At 41.2% G+C, this 16,548-nt stretch carries 13 protein-coding genes; 8 read left to right on the top strand and 5 right to left on the bottom strand.

Features of this window, described 5'->3' with window-relative positions:
• The first annotated feature begins 8 nt into the window (after positions 1-8).
• Positions 9-1,004 (top strand): DUF6160 family protein, encoded by a 996-nt coding sequence (locus EXE30_RS08805; RefSeq protein ID WP_130162057.1) that lies wholly within the window; start codon positions 9-11, stop codon positions 1,002-1,004.
• A 58-nt stretch (positions 1,005-1,062) separates the two neighbouring features.
• Here the strand turns inward: EXE30_RS08805 and EXE30_RS08800 are convergent, their stop codons facing one another.
• Positions 1,063-2,031 carry a tRNA dihydrouridine synthase gene (locus EXE30_RS08800; protein ID WP_130162056.1) on the bottom strand — a complete coding sequence of 323 codons (969 nt, stop codon included), beginning with the start codon at positions 2,029-2,031 and terminating at the stop codon, positions 1,063-1,065.
• Between the two features lie 79 nt (positions 2,032-2,110).
• A complete protein-coding gene (locus EXE30_RS08795) occupies positions 2,111-2,920 on the bottom strand; it encodes a cytochrome C assembly family protein (protein ID WP_130162055.1) in 810 nt (269 codons plus the stop codon).
• A gap of 146 nt (positions 2,921-3,066) precedes the next feature.
• Between EXE30_RS08795 and ffh the strand changes: the two genes are divergently transcribed.
• Both ffh and EXE30_RS08785 read left to right on the top strand, forming a co-directional pair.
• Entirely contained in the window at positions 3,067-4,479 is a 1,413-nt protein-coding gene (gene ffh, locus EXE30_RS08790) for a signal recognition particle protein (RefSeq protein ID WP_130162054.1), read from the top strand.
• A gap of 160 nt (positions 4,480-4,639) precedes the next feature.
• Complete coding sequence (locus EXE30_RS08785) at positions 4,640-5,227, top strand: RBBP9/YdeN family alpha/beta hydrolase (RefSeq protein ID WP_130162053.1); 588 nt, start codon at positions 4,640-4,642, stop codon at positions 5,225-5,227.
• Here the strand turns inward: EXE30_RS08785 and EXE30_RS08780 are convergent.
• Both EXE30_RS08780 and EXE30_RS08775 read right to left on the bottom strand, forming a co-directional pair.
• Positions 5,197-5,940: a pantothenate kinase gene (locus EXE30_RS08780; RefSeq protein WP_121930141.1), complete on the bottom strand. Its 744-nt coding sequence runs from the start codon at positions 5,938-5,940 to the stop codon at positions 5,197-5,199. The genes EXE30_RS08785 and EXE30_RS08780 overlap by 31 nt on opposite strands.
• Before the next feature lie 15 nt (positions 5,941-5,955).
• Positions 5,956-6,708: a biotin--[acetyl-CoA-carboxylase] ligase gene (locus EXE30_RS08775; RefSeq protein WP_130162052.1), complete on the bottom strand. Its 753-nt coding sequence runs from the start codon at positions 6,706-6,708 to the stop codon at positions 5,956-5,958.
• A gap of 29 nt (positions 6,709-6,737) precedes the next feature.
• On the opposite strand from EXE30_RS08775, the gene EXE30_RS08770 reads away from it, so the two are divergent.
• The 5 genes from EXE30_RS08770 (at position 6,738) to ligA (ending at position 15,221) form a co-directional block, all read left to right on the top strand.
• Positions 6,738-7,538 carry a sulfite exporter TauE/SafE family protein gene (locus tag EXE30_RS08770; RefSeq protein ID WP_130162051.1) on the top strand — a complete coding sequence of 267 codons (801 nt, stop codon included), beginning with the start codon at positions 6,738-6,740 and terminating at the stop codon, positions 7,536-7,538.
• A 411-nt stretch (positions 7,539-7,949) separates the two neighbouring features.
• Positions 7,950-8,645 carry a GntR family transcriptional regulator gene (locus EXE30_RS08765; RefSeq protein ID WP_004669914.1) on the top strand — a complete coding sequence of 232 codons (696 nt, stop codon included), beginning with the start codon at positions 7,950-7,952 and terminating at the stop codon, positions 8,643-8,645.
• A 21-nt stretch (positions 8,646-8,666) separates the two neighbouring features.
• Positions 8,667-12,116, top strand: a complete 3,450-nt coding sequence (gene smc / locus EXE30_RS08760; RefSeq protein WP_130162050.1) for a chromosome segregation protein SMC — start codon at positions 8,667-8,669, stop codon at positions 12,114-12,116.
• A gap of 1 nt (position 12,117) precedes the next feature.
• Complete coding sequence (locus tag EXE30_RS08755; protein WP_130162049.1) at positions 12,118-13,122, top strand: cell division protein ZipA C-terminal FtsZ-binding domain-containing protein; 1,005 nt, start codon at positions 12,118-12,120, stop codon at positions 13,120-13,122.
• Between the two features lie 74 nt (positions 13,123-13,196).
• A complete protein-coding gene (gene ligA / locus EXE30_RS08750; RefSeq protein WP_130162048.1) occupies positions 13,197-15,221 on the top strand; it encodes an NAD-dependent DNA ligase LigA in 2,025 nt (674 codons plus the stop codon).
• A 42-nt stretch (positions 15,222-15,263) separates the two neighbouring features.
• Here ligA and EXE30_RS08745 read toward each other — a convergent pair whose 3' ends face one another.
• Positions 15,264-16,319, bottom strand: a complete 1,056-nt coding sequence (locus tag EXE30_RS08745) for an SDR family oxidoreductase (protein ID WP_130162047.1) — start codon at positions 16,317-16,319, stop codon at positions 15,264-15,266.
• Positions 16,320-16,548 lie beyond the last annotated feature (229 nt).

Raw genomic sequence — 16,548 nt, 5'->3', positions numbered from 1 at the left:
TTAGGGCAATGAATAAAAAATTAGGATATGTATCATTGTTGCTATTAAGTCCATTTACCATGGCAATGCAACCAATGGATGATCAAAGCCTGTCATTAGCAACAGGGCAAGATGGTTTAAGTATTGGCATAAATACAGATATTGAGTTCAAGCATATTGCTGTGATTGATAAGGATGGCTTGTCTTATACTGGCTATACAGATCTAGATAATTATACCAATAAAGCTGGTTTGGTGATTGCCGGGGTGGCGGGACAGTCCACTGCGCAAAATGTAAAAGTCTCAGGTTTATCTGCTGGTTCAGCAACTCAATTAGGCTTGAAAGCTGTAATCGATACTGATCGAGGAGTTGGTGCGAGTGGTGCATTTGCTAATATAGCCTTATCTTTCGATGGTGTAGACGGTATTCGTATTTCACCGTTTTCGATTTATGCTGCACCAAGTACAACACTTTCAACTTTGATCGGAAACGTTTATACACCTAATTCAATTTTTGCTTCAGGTAATATACCGAAAGCGAATGTTAAAGAAGTGTTGCGATCAAATAACAATATTGATATCGCTTTTGATAACAATAATAAACCGTATATGAATCTTCAATTAGGTGCAGCGCCGCAAGGTAAAATGATCTTATTTGGCGGTGCGATTAATTCTATTTGTGGTACAGGTTCAGGCTGTAATATGGTGCTTGTATCGGACTATACAACCTCTGGCGATTCAGCAACTACTCCAGTCGGGGCTAGTTTTGACTTTCAGTTGACTGGTCATGAAGGCAATGCATTCTCATTAAACGGTTTCTATGCAGGTATTGAAAATACTGGTTTTATTTTTGGTAATACAGGTGAAAGTAGCAGGTTTGATTTAAAGTTAAATAATGTGACTCTAGGTACTGCTGGTCAAAGTGCGATTGGGACATTTAATACTTTGCCAAATGCATCTATTGGTAATATTGGTTTGACAGGTACTTCTGTAACCAATTTGAGAGTCAATATTGGTGGAATGTAATCTTTCGATTAGTTAGTACTTAAAAAGAGCGGCAATTAGCCGCTCTTTTGTTTTGTTGTTAAGTTATTGATTTATATTGTAAATTTGATTGATTTTCACTATTGTGATTCAAGCAAGATATAATCTGCTCAAGTTGTTTCATTCGCTTCACTTGTCCCCATAGTTCCTGTGCTTCGGGATAGGCTTTGCTCATCATACCTAACCACTGTTTATAACGCCCGATCATGCCGATTTCAGTTTTATATTGACCGCTTAAAAAGCGTTGTTGGAGTTCAACTAAATCTTGCCAAGAAAGCAGTGCATCGTTAATGTCTTGACGAACACATAAGGTAATATCAGGCGTGGTGACAGCAGCACGACCAATCATGATGTCCTGACAGTGTGATTGTTGTAAGCATGCTTTGGCATCGGCATTGTTCCAAATTTCACCATTGGCAATGACATTAATCTTTAACGCTTCTGTAATCGGCTGAATTTTTTCCCAATAGGCTGGCGGGGTATAACCATCTGCTTTGGTTCGAGCATGTACAGTTAACCAACTCGCGCCTGCATCTTCTATAGCATGAGCATTATCTAAAGTGTGGTTTTCATCTAGATAACCCAAGCGCATTTTGGCAGAGACAGGGATATGTGCAGGAACCGCATCGCGAACAGCTTTGACTAATAGGTGGACTGTTTCAGGTTCATCGAGTAGTACCGAACCACCTCGATGGCGGTTCACCGTTTTTGCAGGGCAGCCAAAATTTAGATCAATTGCTGGTGCACCTAGCTCGACGGCTTTCGATGCATTGGCTGCAAGCATGTCTGGGTTATTGCCTAGGAATTGTACATGTACGGGTGTACCTGCTGCTGTTTTTCCATCATTTTTAAGTTCAGGGCAGAAATTATAATAAATATGATCAGGCAGAATAGTATCAGTAATACGAATAAACTCAGTGACACACCAATCAAAACTGCCGACATGAGTGAGGACATCACGCATGATTGGATCAGTTAGACCTTCCATTGGGGCGAGCACAAGTTTCACGATGGTTACCTAGTTAAGCGAAAACAGCGTTATACGCATTTTAAAGGAGGCTGTCTAGTTTTATTAGAAGTGTAAAAACTTAACGTCCTAAAAGCATTTCTAAGACAAACTTGCTACCAATAAAGCCAATGGCTAATAAAATGAAAGCAGTCACTGTAAAGCGAATGGCCTTGAGTCCACGCCAGCCAAATTTGTAACGTCCGATAAGCAGAGCACCATATAAAAACCACGAGATAATACTAAATGCCGTTTTGTGTGCAAGGTGCTGAGCAAAGAAATTATCAATGGTGAAAAAACCAAAGATCAGCGCAGCCGTCAATAAACCAAAACCCGTAATAATCAGATCAAAAAGCAACGATTCCATCACTTGGAATGGGGGGAGCAGGTTCACCCAAATCCGTTTTTTCTGCTTCTTTTTGAGTTCTCGGTCTTGGAACCAAAGTAATACGGCTTGTATGGTCGCCATCAAGAGTACGGCATAGGCCGATAAAGACAGGATAATGTGTAGATCTAAGCCAAAGCTATGCAGCTCAATAAATTGATTCGGCTGGCTATAGGCATAACCCAAGATTAGACCAACCGCTGCCACAGGTGTACCAATCAGATTTAATGGCAAGATTGGACGAATCAGACTCAAGATCAAACTGAGGACGAGCATCAGTCCCGAAGTAAAAGAGATAAGGTTAAATACATCATAGTTGATGCCCATTGGTGTCATCATGTCTTGATAGAGGACTGCACTGTGAAGCAGTACCCCTAAACTCACCATCAGACCATAACACCAAAGATTTGGTGTACGTTTTGACATTAGACGAATAAACAAATACCAAAACGAACTGGTATAAGCAATCAGTGCCAAAATTGTGTAAACCAAGGGGAGACTAATCATGTCAAACCTTTTTTAGGAGGATGAATAATATTCACCATTAAGATATAAATTCGCTGCGAACTACAGTATCCTATAGCATCTTATGCATAAATTTTCTATTTTAAGAAAGATTTTTTTGCAACTAGCCATTTTAAGCGGATTTCGCAATGTTTGATACCTTAACAGAACGACTCACACAGAGTTTAAGAAATGTTACTGGCTCAGGGCAGCTGACCGAAGACAATATTAAAGATACCTTACGTGAAGTACGTATGGCACTTCTTGAAGCCGATGTGGCGTTACCTGTAACACGTGAATTTATCGCGAAGGTAAAGGAAGAAGCGCTCGGTCAAGAAGTCATGACGCAGCTTTCTCCTGGTCAGGCATTTGTAAAAATTGTCTATGATGAACTCACCAAAATGATGGGTGAGGAAAATGCAACATTAGATTTAAGTGCAAAACCACCTGTCGTGGTGTTGCTTGCTGGTTTGCAAGGTGCGGGTAAAACCACCACTGCAGCAAAATTAGCGCGCTTCTTAAAAGAACGTCAAAAGAAAAAAGTAATGACGGTTTCTGCGGATGTCTATCGTCCAGCGGCTATTAAACAGTTAGAAACCGTATCCAACGAAGTTGGTGTTGGTTTTATTCAGTCACATGCGTCTGAAAAACCAATTGATATTGTCAATCGTGCAATTGAACAAGCAAAAATTCAATTTGCTGATGTACTGATTGTTGATACCGCAGGTCGTCTGCATGTCGATGAAGACATGATGGATGAGATTAAAGCGCTGCATGCGGCAGTGAAACCAACTGAAACCTTATTCGTTGTTGATGCGATGACAGGTCAGGATGCTGCCAATACCGCAAAAGCTTTCAATGATGCTTTGGCATTGACCGGTGTGATTCTCACCAAGACTGATGGTGATGCCCGTGGTGGTGCAGCACTTTCAGTACGTGCGATTACAGGTAAGCCAATTAAGTTCTTAGGTATTGGTGAAAAGCTCGATGCACTTGAGCCATTCCACCCTGATCGCGTTGCACAACGTATCTTAGGGATGGGGGATGTCCTTTCTTTAGTCGAAGAAGTTGAACGTAAAATCGACAAAGAAAAAGCCGAAAAAATGGCGAAAAAGTTGCAAAAGGGCGGAGCCTTCAATTTTGAAGATATGCTGATGCAATTTGAACAAATGAGCAAAATGGGCGGCATGATGGGCTTCTTGGACAAGTTGCCTGGTATGAGCAATTCTGGTATTCAAGATGCGATCGAGAAAGCGAATCCAGAAAAGCAAGTCAAGCGTATGGAAGCCATCATTCAGTCGATGACCATTAAAGAACGTCGTAATCCTGATCTTATGAATCCGAGTCGTAAGAAACGTATTGCTGCAGGTTGTGGGATGGATGTGGCTGAGGTCAATAAGTTGATCAAGCAACAAACCCAAATGGCAAAAATGATGAAAAAGTTTGCCAATCCATCAGGTATGAGCAAAATGCTGAAATCGTTTGGCAATATGCAAAAACAATTTGGCGGTGGTGGTGGCGGTATGGGACCTTTATTTGGAAATAATGACTCCAAGAAATAACCGATCTACATCCAAAAAAGGCGCAATCTGCGCCTTTTTTTATTGAGTTTGAATGGCTGTATTCTGTATAAAATTGATACAAAAGATCAATATCTAATCAAAGATTAAAAGAAGAAAATTGGTTTTAAATCTATGTTTTATATTGAAAATAGTGTTAATTATGTCGCATAAAACAAGCAATACGGTGTATCTCGCACATTGTGAAAATGCAGATCCAGACCAACATTGGTATTTGTGGCTGGAACAACAGCTCAAGCATCAGGATGTAACTGTTGAGCGTATTTTTTTGGCTGATGCATGCCATCCAGATAGCGAAATTTGGCAAACATGTTTAGAGGCGCAGTTAAAAAAATTAAATGAGCACAGTATTGTGGTTGCTCATGGTCTTTCCTGCGTGGCTGTTGCTCAGTTTCTTACAAAGAAGCTGCAACAACAAACCATTAAAGCCGGGATATTTATCGCGGCTTTTCATGAATCGTTGCCTCAGCATCCTGAGTTGAATTTATTTATTGCTCATTCCACTTTTGATAGCGGAATATTGAGACAAAATATCCAGCGTCGTGTGGTGCTGTTCTCTAGCAATGATCCTATTGTTCCAGTTCCGTTCAGCTTTAAATTTTCACATCTATTAAATGCCCAACTGATTGAGGTGACTCAGGCTGGGCATTTTCGTGCCGAAGATGGTTATATTGAATTTTCACAATTATTACAGATACTTCAAACTTTAGTTAAAGCCGAATTGAGTTGAACATAGGTTTTCAATCCCTTCAATAATAAATCTGATTCTACTTGTGGTTGATAGTGATCTAAGAACTTGGCAAATAAATGTGCATCACCTCCTGTTAAGACCAGACTTTTTGGTGACTGTTGCATGATTTGATCAATGCTACTGATCAGCCCCAGTAAAATGCCATGATGAACTGCATCTACAGTATTGTGACCGGGTTTTAAATTATCAAAGGCGGAATCAGGAATTTTAATGCCTTTGGTATTTTGAATAAGTGCATCGCGCTGCAGATACAAATTTGGCAGGATATAGCCACCTAAATGTTGTAAATCTTTCACGAGGTCAATTGTGAGCGCCGTGCCGCAACCGATGACACAAAAGCTTTCATTCGGCTTTGCCACTGCCAAGACTTGTAGCCAACGGTCAATCCCGAGTTGACTAGGATCATCGTAACCACATGTCAATCCTGCGTAATCGGCATGAACTTGTGCAAAAATAATCGGGATATCCAAAATATCGAGAATGATTTGGATACGCTGATTATTTTCAGTATCCAGCACTGAAGAAATGCCCACCCGACTCAAATTTTGATAGCGGAAGTGTTGAATCAAACCTAATAATAAATCAGCAGGAGACTGTAGATGTAATTCGGCAGCGTGTTCAATCACCTGATCTTGTTCTGTGATCCAGTATTTTAAGCGGGTGTTACCAATATCGAGCCATAAGCTTTTCATAGGACGATAATTTCCTCAAACGGACGCAAGTCGTAAACGACCTTGATAGAAGTGCTGTAGTTGATTTGTTTGGATCATGACTGCGCCATCATTTGAAATCCCTTGAAAAATGCCCAGAACTTTGCCTTGAGCATGTTCAAACTCAACCTGTTGATTTAACCAAATCGCATGGTGATTAAAACGATCTGCTAAATTATAACAACCATGTTCAAACCATCGCGAGGCTTGTTGAATCGCCGTATACAACTCAGCGATCAAACTTAAGCGATCAATCTGCTCTAAACCTAACATCTGTAAAGAAGCAATCGGTTGATCTGCACTTTCAATCGCTGGGGTATTTAAATTGATTCCCACACCCACAATGGCTTGATTGGCGGATAATGGCTCAACCAAAACCCCGCCCCATTTACCTTGTGGGCTATATAAATCATTGGGCCATTTGACTTGTAGGTCTAAACCTTGCAGGCTTGGCATCTGTAAAATATTAAGGGCAACTTCAAGTGCAAGACGCCCATCTAAAGCTGTTTTGCTTTGAATCAGTGTGCTTAAATAAATGTTGCCTTCAGGTGACGCCCATTGTCGCTGGTGCTGACCACGACCTTGCGTCTGTTGTGCACTGCACACCAAGCCTGTAGTAATACCTTTTTGTGCAATTTCACGCATATCATCATTGGTCGATGTTGTGGTCGTTTTGAGTAAAACCACTTCAGGATATTGATTTTTTGCGTTCAATAATTGCTGTAACTGGCGAGTTGCGAAATCATCCATCGTTTTAAAAGTAGAGTGGTCATGTGTTTATGGAGTTAATCATATATTTGTTGATTGGTGCAATCGCAGGATTTACAGCGGGGCTATTCGGCGTAGGTGGTGGTTTAATTATTGTACCAATTTTATATATCGTCTTTACTCAAATGAATTATGACCCGAATGTCATTATGCATATTGCGATTGGTACTTCCTTGGCAACGATCATTGTGACCTCAATTAGCTCGGTGATGGCACATCATCGGCAAGGTGCGGTGTTATGGTCAGTATTCCAAAATTTAGCGCCAGGATTGGTCCTAGGCTCATTTCTTGGTGCTGGGATTGCCGATCTGATGTCTGGGCAGCATTTGCAGCTTGTGATCGGTGTATTTGCGATTTGGATGGCATTTAAAATGTTCAGAGGAGCTTATGCGATAGTCAATTCTAGTCGCCATTTGCCTTCTGCACCGATCCAGTTTGCTGCGGGTGGAGGTATTGGTGTTGCCTCGGCGATTTTTGGGATCGGTGGAGGAAGTTTAACCGTTCCATTTTTAAACCGATATGGGGTGGTGATGCAAAAAGCAGTTGCTACTTCGGCAGCTTGTGGCTTGCCAATCGCAGCAGCAGGTGCAATCGGGTTTATGTGGTTTGGTGCCAAAGAGCAAATCAATGTGCCAAATACCATTGGCTATGTACATATTTATGCTTTTCTCGGTATTAGTACCATGAGCTTTATTACTGCAAAAGTGGGGGCGAAAGTGGCACATCGATTATCTCCTGCGATGCTGAAAAAATGTTTCGCTGGCTTATTGGTCACCGTAGGTTGTTATTTTGTCTATAAAGGGCTGATGTAAGCTTCTTTAATTGAATTCTGAATAGACTTCCATCACGACAAGCATGTTTTGATGGAAGTTACGTAGCGCCCCATTTTGCTGATCGCATAATTAGAAGTGAGGTTTTAAAATGTGCTTTTACTCATTAAATTTTTATTTTATGTGATTTTAGTCAATAAAATAAATTGCTCATATTTTATCTTTCAGATATGTGGTCAAATCCGATAAAAAAATGTAAATACCTGATATTAAAAATAGAAAATCTTGGTTTTTTAGTCAAATTGAGTGTTTTAACCGTGTTTTTAGCGTGATTGGCTTAAAAAGCAATAAAATTGTCTGACAATGATATAGAATTTATACAGGAAGATCAGTTAAAACAAAAAAGCACAACCAGTATCGGAAAATGCGTATAACAAAGATAGCGAGGGACTCATGAATCTCGAAGAGGCTGATAGTCTTTCTGAACAGATTGCAAAATATATTAGTGAACAAATCATTAGCGGTGAGCTGGTTGAAGGCGAACGTATTCAAGAGCTACGCATCGCCAAAGAATTAGATGTCAGTCGTGGATCTGTCCGTGAAGCATTATTATTGCTAGAAAGGACTTATTTGATCGAAATTTTTCCGCGTCGAGGGGCGATTGTTTCTGAAATGTCTGCTCAACAGGTCAAGGCATTATTTGATACCAATGTGATGGTGCTTGGTCATATCGTGCAACGTATCAGTGAAACTTGGCGTGTCAATGAGGCAGAGCAATTACAAGCATTGTTGGATGAGTTGGTCGAGTTTGTTCGCGCAGGGGATATTGAAAAATTTTATGATGCGATCTTTAAATATTTAGCAGAACAACACGATATGGTGGCCAATCCTTATTTGATGCAGTTTTATAAAGAACTGTTGCCATCGTTACGTCGTAGCTATTTTTTAACCTTAAATACTTCACGTCGGGAGTTACAAGAATCATTTACCCTGTTTAAACTGGTGATTGATGCTATTTTGATCCGAAAATCACAACAAGCTGCTTTATTTATGGAAGATTTTTGTCGACACTTGCGCAACCTTGTGTTGGAATCTCTGACACGTATGAAACAGATTGAATTGGCTTGGGCGAGACGCTCACGCCGCTAATTAGGGTTAAGATACGGCAGTATGCGTTTAAGCAGTTTAAAACTTTCCGGCTTTAAATCTTTTGCCGATAGTACAACCTTACATTTTAAGGCGAACCGTACAGCGGTTGTGGGGCCAAACGGTTGTGGAAAATCAAATGTCATTGATGCGATTCGCTGGGTTATGGGCGAGTCTAGCGCACGTCAGTTGCGTGGTGGCAGTATGCAGGATGTTATCTTTACAGGAACATCCAAGCGTAAACCAGTGGGTGTGGCTAGTGTCGAACTTCGCTTTGATAATACTTACGGTAAATTAGGCGGCGCATACAATGCTTATAATGAACTTGCTGTACGTCGCCAAGTCACTCGTGAAGGCAAGTCTGAGTATTTTTTAAATGGCACACGCTGTCGTCGTCGGGATATTACCGATATCTTTTTGGGGACAGGTTTAGGGCCGCGTTCTTATGCTGTCATAGAACAGGGCATGATTAACCGTCTTGTAGATGCCAAACCTGAAGAAATGCGGGTGTTTATTGAAGAGGCGGCAGGGGTTTCTCGCTATCAAGCGCGTCGTCGTGAGACTTTACAGCATTTAGAACATACTGAACAAAACCTTGCACGCTTAGATGATATTGCGGCTGAACTTAAATCACAGTTACGGACATTAAAACGGCAGTCAGAAGCTGCGATTCAATACAAAACCTTAGAAACTCAAATTCGAACTTTAAAAATAGAAATTTTGTCCTTTCAAGCCGATCAAAGTCATAAGTTACAGCAAGAATATACCTTGCAAATGACCGAGCTTGGAGAAAGCTTTAAATTGGTTCGTTCAGAGTCACATACGATTGAACATGATTTAGAGGCAACCAGTGCATTATTCCAACGCTTAATTCAGCAGTCCTCTCCATTGCAACAAGAATGGCAACAGGCAGAAAAAAAACTGGCTGAATTGAAAATGACATTGGAACAAAAACAGGGTTTATTTCAGCAGAACAGCAGCAGTTTAGCTCAGCTTGAACAACAAAAAGCACAAAGCAAAGAACGTTTGCAATTGTCTGAATTACAGGTTGAAACCTTAACAACTCAGTTTGATGAGCAAAACGAGGCTTTAATTGGACTTGAACAACAAACCCAATCCTCAGAGCAAAATTTAAGTGATCTACAGGCTCAACATAAGCAAGCACAGCAACAGTTTGAACAGTTAAAAAGCCAAGTTGACAAGCAACAACAGCAAAAGCTGCAAATGGCTGCTCAAATCGAACAATTGACAAAAAATGTGTCGCGCATTGAGCAACAGAAACAAACCTTGCAAATGCAAACGAGTCAAATTCGTGCTCAAGTACAGCAGGATGAACAGGCGCAATTGCAGCAACATCAGCAGCAGTTACAGCAAGAGATTGTTGTGCTAGAAACAGCCATTGAGCAGTTACAGCAAAGCGTGCAGACCCAGCAAGACCAGCAACAGTTGAGTAAGACAGATTTACAGACGCTCAAGACAGATATTCAGGTTTTATTGGCTGAGCGAAAGAATTTAAATCAATTGATGGCAAAGCAAAGCCCAAAGCAGCATCAAGATGCTGTGCGATTGATGCAAAACTTGCGTTTGACCGCTCAGGGTAAAGCCCATGCTGCCATCATTGAGAAGTTTTTAGCCAAGTGGTTGCAAGCGCATTTGCTGGATGATGAGCAGTCTTTCCAAGAAGGTGTGGCGCGTCAATTGAAGTCATCTGAGCAGCAACAGATTCAAATCCAGCATTTGATTTGTTTAAGTGAATGGATCGAATCACCTCAATCTTCGCTATGGTCAAATGTCGCTGTGGCTGAAAATTTAGCGTTAGCATTGGATCATCAAAAAGATTTAAACCCAGCCCAGTCAATTTTAACTCTTGATGGTTATCATGTTGGGGCGGATTGGGTTATTGGCTTACTTTATGATGAAGATAGCCAAACTGCACAGGGTTTGCTGAGTCATCAAGTACGTTTAGAAGAAATCGAGCAACAACTTGCTGAACATCAGCCGCAGTTATCTGCTTTGGAACGTCAATTTTCGCAACAACAGCACGTTTTGCAACAACAGCAACAGACTGCGCAACAACAGCAGCAACATCTGAAGCAAAAGCAAAAAGAGCTGCAACAACTGGATGTGGAGATTGCCAAGTTACAAAGTACGGCACAGGCTTTTGTGTTGCAGCAACAGCAACTGGCAGATCAGCTCAAACAGCTAGATGTGCAGCTTGAAGAAGATGCCATGCAGCGTGATGATTTGGAAATTGATCTACATGCTTTGGCGATCAAGTTAGAAGCCGTCCTGCCGAACTACAAGACTTTGCAGTTTCAAGTCGAAAATTTAACGGAACAGTTGGATGAACAGCAGCAGCATTTAACCCAACAACAGCAACAGCGTGAACATTTACGTCGTCAAACCGCTCAAGCGAGTCAGCAAATTGAGTTGTTAGAGAAAGATATTTCGTTCTTAAAAACACAATATCGACAAATCATTGAGCAAATTGAACAGGCGAAGAAGTTTGTTGATCCGATTCAGCTTGAATTACCAAATCTTGAGTCACAGTTTCAAGAGCAATTGCAGCAAACGGAAAAGCTGCAAAAAACATGGAATGAATGGCAGCTTGAGCTGAATCAAGTACAAGAAAAACAACAACAGCTCACTGAACAACGTCATTTGGCGCAGCAAAAAGATGAGCAGGTACGTGAGCAACTCGAACAGAAACGTTTGGCTTGGCAGGCAGCTAAATCAGATCGCGAGCATTATTTAGAACAGCTTAAAGCGCTCAATTCTGACCCATTGTCCGATGTGTTGATTGAAATCAAAGACCATCAGCAGAAATTGGAAAAAGCCCAGCAACAATTTGAAAAGATTGGAGCAGTCAACTTGGCTGCATCGCAAGAATATGAAGAAGTTTCACAGCGTTTTGATGAGCTGAGCCATCAAATGCAAGATTTACAAAATACCGTAACTCAACTGAAAGATGCGATGAAAAGCATTGATCAGGAAACGCGTAAGTTGTTTATGAGTACGTTTGATCAGGTCAATCAAGAGCTGCAGTTATTATTTCCAAAGGTGTTTGGTGGCGGTGAAGCGACTTTAAGTCTTGAAGATGATTGGCAGTCAGGCGTGAAATTGATGGCGCGTCCGCCAGGCAAGCGCAACAGTTCTTTGGCGCTACTTTCAGGCGGCGAAAAGACCTTAACAGCAATGGCATTGGTATTTGCGATTTTTAGATTGAATCCTGCGCCGTTCTGCGTATTGGATGAAGTTGATGCGCCGCTGGACGATGCGAACGTGCAACGTTATTGTAATTTGGTAAAAGAGCTTTCTGAACAGGTGCAATTCATTTACATTACACATAATAAATTGGCAATGACAATGGCAACAGATTTGTTAGGAGTGACCATGCCTGAGCCAGGTACATCAAAATTAGTGACTGTTGATTTAGAACAGGCAAAAGAATACGGGTTAGTTGCGGAGTCTTAGTATGGAAATGAATACAATAATAGGCATTGTTATCGCCGTTGTGATTATGCTCGTTGGCCTAACCATGATTTTAAGAAAACCTAAACCAGTTGAGCCTTCATTAGAAACTGATTTGCATATTAACCCTGAAAGTAATCAGCCTGTTATTCCGCGTCATGTGCGTGATCAATTGCAACATGATAACGTGATCACCGAAACAGACCGTGTTGAACCAAGTTTAAAGGTTGAAACGATTGAACAGGAACCGCAAGTTGCTGTACCTGTTGCAGTTGAAGAAAAAACCACTACGGTTACAGATGCTTCTACAGTTGAAGTTGTGAAGCAGGGCGAGACTGATCTGATTAGTGAAACTGAAACCACTGAGCAGCAAGCAGAAAAAACGGTAGACATAGAACAAGTCGCATCAGCAGAAACCGAGGCGATGGAAAAGGATGGGGACACCAAGTCTGAATCAGAATTAAGTTTCAATCCAGATATCGAGACAGTCGCAATCGCAGAATTTGAAGGCGAGAGTAATATTTTGGATGTACATCTGCATGAACAGCAACGTTATGATGATGAAAGTGCATTAGCAACGGCTGAACAGATTATCGCCCTTAATGTTTATCCAAACCCACGCCGTGCGTTATCTGGTGATAAGGCATTAAAAGTTCTACTTAAATATGGTCTACGTTTTGGTGAGATGTCGTGCTTCCATCGTTATGAAAATACCGATGAACCAAGTGCATTAATGTTCTCTGTATTGCGTATTACGGATCATGGTCCTGCTGGTTTTGATTTGGAAACCTTGTCGACTGAACAAGTGCAAGGTTTGGCATTTTTCTTGGCATTGCCAAATAGCAAGGCAGTCACAGGTTATGACATGATGACCAGTATTGCGGGCTTAATTGCACGTGAAGTGGATGGCAAAGTCTATGACGAAAATAATCTGGAGTTCACGCCGCAGCTGAAAGAACATTGGCGTCATCATGTGATTGATTATCGTCCAAATCAAGCAGCAACATGATTAATCTTTTATAATAAATTCAGTGAAATGTTTTATAGGGCGGTTTTTCCGCCCTTTTATATGGTGAAAAACAAATGGAACAAAATTCAGTGATTGAGCAAATGCGTCAATTGATTCAACTCATTGCAAAACACAATCATGCGTACTATGTCATGGATCAGCCTTCCATTTCAGATAGTGAATATGACCATTTGTTTCATCAACTTAAAGCTTTAGAACAACAACACCCTGAGCTTGTACAGGCAGATACACCAACCAATAAAGTCGGTGGGCAAGCACTCTCTAAATTTGAAAGCGTCACACATAAAGTTCCGATGCTGTCTTTGGGTAATGTTTTTAATCAAGAAGATTTGTTTGCTTTTGCCCGCCGTATTGATGAGCGTTTACCAAATCAAAAAGTCCAATATGAAGTGGAATTAAAACTGGATGGTTTGGCGATTTCATTGTGGTATGAACAGGGTGTACTGGTTCGAGGCGTGACCCGTGGCGATGGGGAGACGGGTGAAGATATCACTCAAAATGTTAAAACTATTCGTAATTTACCAAAAGTATTATCCAGTCAATATCAAGAGATTCCGCAATTTTTAGAAGTGCGTGGCGAAGTCCTGATGCCAAAGCAAGGCTTTGAAAAGCTCAATGCAGACCAAGAAGCCAAAGGTCATAAAACCTTTGCCAATCCGCGTAATGCCGCAGCAGGAAGCCTAAGACAGCTAGATCCAAATATCGCTGCATCGCGTCCATTAGCATTCTATGCCTATGGAATCGCGCAATGCGAGCCACATCATAACTTGCCGACCATGCATGATAGTTTACATTGGTTGACTAAATTTGGATTTGAAATCGCAGAGCGACAATTTCTCTGTGCTTCGATTGATGAAGTACAGCAACGCTATGAACAGATTCAGCAAGAGCGTCCAGATTTAAAAGTTGAAATTGATGGCATGGTGGTGAAGGTTGATAGCCTTAAACAGCAGCAGCAACTCGGATTCCTCAGTCGCGAACCACGTTGGGCCACGGCTTATAAATTTCCTGCACAAGCTGCACTCACTAAAGTTGAAAATATTGATTGGCAAGTGGGTCGTACTGGCACATTGACTCCTGTTGCAAGGCTTAGCCCCGTGAATGTTGGTGGGGTAATGGTATCCAACGTAACTTTGCATAATATTGGTGAAATTCATCGCTTGGATGTGCGCATTGGAGATACGGTCAGCGTGTATCGCAGTGGTGATGTGATTCCTAAAGTAGAGAAAGTCTGGGCTGAATTCCGACCTGCCGATTCAGAAATCGTACATCTCCCTACGAATTGTCCAGTATGTGATTCACCCGTAGTAATGCCAGAAGGAGAGGCATTAGCACGTTGTTCAGGCGGTTTGTATTGTGCTGCGCAACGTATTGAAGCGATCCGTCATTTTGTATCTCGTAAAGCTTTAGACATTGAAGGCTTGGGTGATCGATGGGTGGAGTCACTTTTACACCTTGATTTGTTGAAAGACGTTGCTGATATTTATCACCTGCATGAACATCGGGCGACGTTACTGACTATTGAAAAAATGGGGGAGAAGTCTGTCCAGAATCTGATTGATGCGATTGAAGCCAGTAAAAAAACCACATTAGCGCGTTTTATTTATGCATTAGGAATTCGTGGTGTCGGTGAAACAACAGCACGGATGCTTGCCAATACGTTTCAAACACTTGAAGCTTTAAAACAAGCTGATGTTGAAGCACTAAAGAAAACACCTGATGTTGGTGACATCACTGCAGAGTGGATTGCAGACTTTTTCCAAGCGACGCACAACCTAGAAGTTTTAGACCGTTTATTGGCTGCGGGGATTCACTGGGATGCACCAACAGCACCAACACGCCAACCATTAAATGGGGAAAGTTGGGTGGTGACGGGTACGCTAGAAACGATGGGGCGTGATGAGGCAACTCAAAAGCTTCAAGCCTTGGGTGCTCGTGTGAGTGGCAGTGTGTCGAGTAAAACTAAATGTGTGGTTGCTGGTGAAAAAGCAGGTAGTAAGTTGGAGAAAGCGCAGAAACTGGAAATTAGAGTTTTGAATGAACAAGAGTTTTTGGAATTCTTGGCGCAGTATTCGTAAAAATTGTAGGCAGCGATTACCATCGCTGCCTACAGCATTATCTTAAATATATTTTCGCACCACACCATCATCTAGTAGTTGTTGAAAGTGTTCAACCACACTTGATTCGATATTTCTGTACTGAATCCCAAGCTCTTGCTGACTCTTTTGCGCATTAAAATAAATTGGATAGCCCATATTCAGTTCGACAAATGATTTGGAAAATCCTGCTAGTGGACCGAATAATTTAAACGCAGATTTAGGCAGTTGATTTCGCGGGAATGGAAATTTATTGCCAAAATTCTGACGTAAGATTTTCCCCATTTCCAATAAACTTAAAGTGCCGCCGCTAATAATATAACGTCCTTTCGCATTAGTATTGATCGCTGCTTGAATGTGCGCATCTGCGACATCACGAACATCAACGATTCCATTCCACATCGGTGGTACACCGAGCAAGGTCATACCATTGGCAAATTGCTGTAAGACTTCGACACTGCCTGATTGAGTATTTGCGGTTAATGAAGGACCCATGACCAGCGCTGGATTAATACAGACCAAATCCCAGCGATTTTGCTGTTCAGCCATTTCCCAAGCTTTACGTTCTGCTGCGACTTTTGAATAAGGGTAAGGTTGGTGTGTTTCATTACTGGTATTGTTCCAGTGACTTTCATCAAACTCATTATTTGATGTATTGAGAATTTCGACAGCATCGCCATAGGTCGATGCAATGCTTGAAGTAAGAACCACACGTTTTACCGATTCAGTGCGGTTTACGCTGTCCAATACGTTTTCTGTTCCAATCACCGCAGGTTCAATAATATCTTTGACCGCATCTTTGTAGTTGGTGACAACAAAAGGAGAGGCAGTATGAATGACCACTTCACAGCCTTTCATTGATTCATCAAATGCACCCAACTGAAGTAGGTCAGCTTTAAAGAAGTGAATTTGTCCAGATGACTTCTCAGCAAGATCATAAAGATGTTGAATTTTATTCTTTTTTGATGGATCTCGAACTGTTGCATGAACGGTATATCCTTGATTTAGAAGACGCTCAATAATCCAACCAGCAATATAGCCCGTCGCCCCAGTGACCAAGATTGGTTTACTTTTATCCATTTTGTATATCCAAATTGTGTTTTTGTAAATGATTCTATTTAACCAGTTTTATGTGAACATACAACTGTCGAATGCTTTTTTTTTAGCTTTTTTTGATCAATTCATGGAGTGAATAAGAAGCATTGCCAATCGTTACAAAAAACAAAATATGCCATTTTTAGTAAATTCATGGTGAGCCAAAAGAGTTTATCTACTGCAAAGGCTTATTTTATTTCAATAAATTGGGTTA

Source organism: Acinetobacter halotolerans (assembly GCF_004208515.1).
GTDB classification, from domain to species: domain Bacteria; phylum Pseudomonadota; class Gammaproteobacteria; order Pseudomonadales; family Moraxellaceae; genus Acinetobacter; species Acinetobacter halotolerans.
The sequence above is the reverse complement of the archived record's forward strand: the minus strand, read 5'-3'. Positions and strand labels throughout refer to the sequence as shown.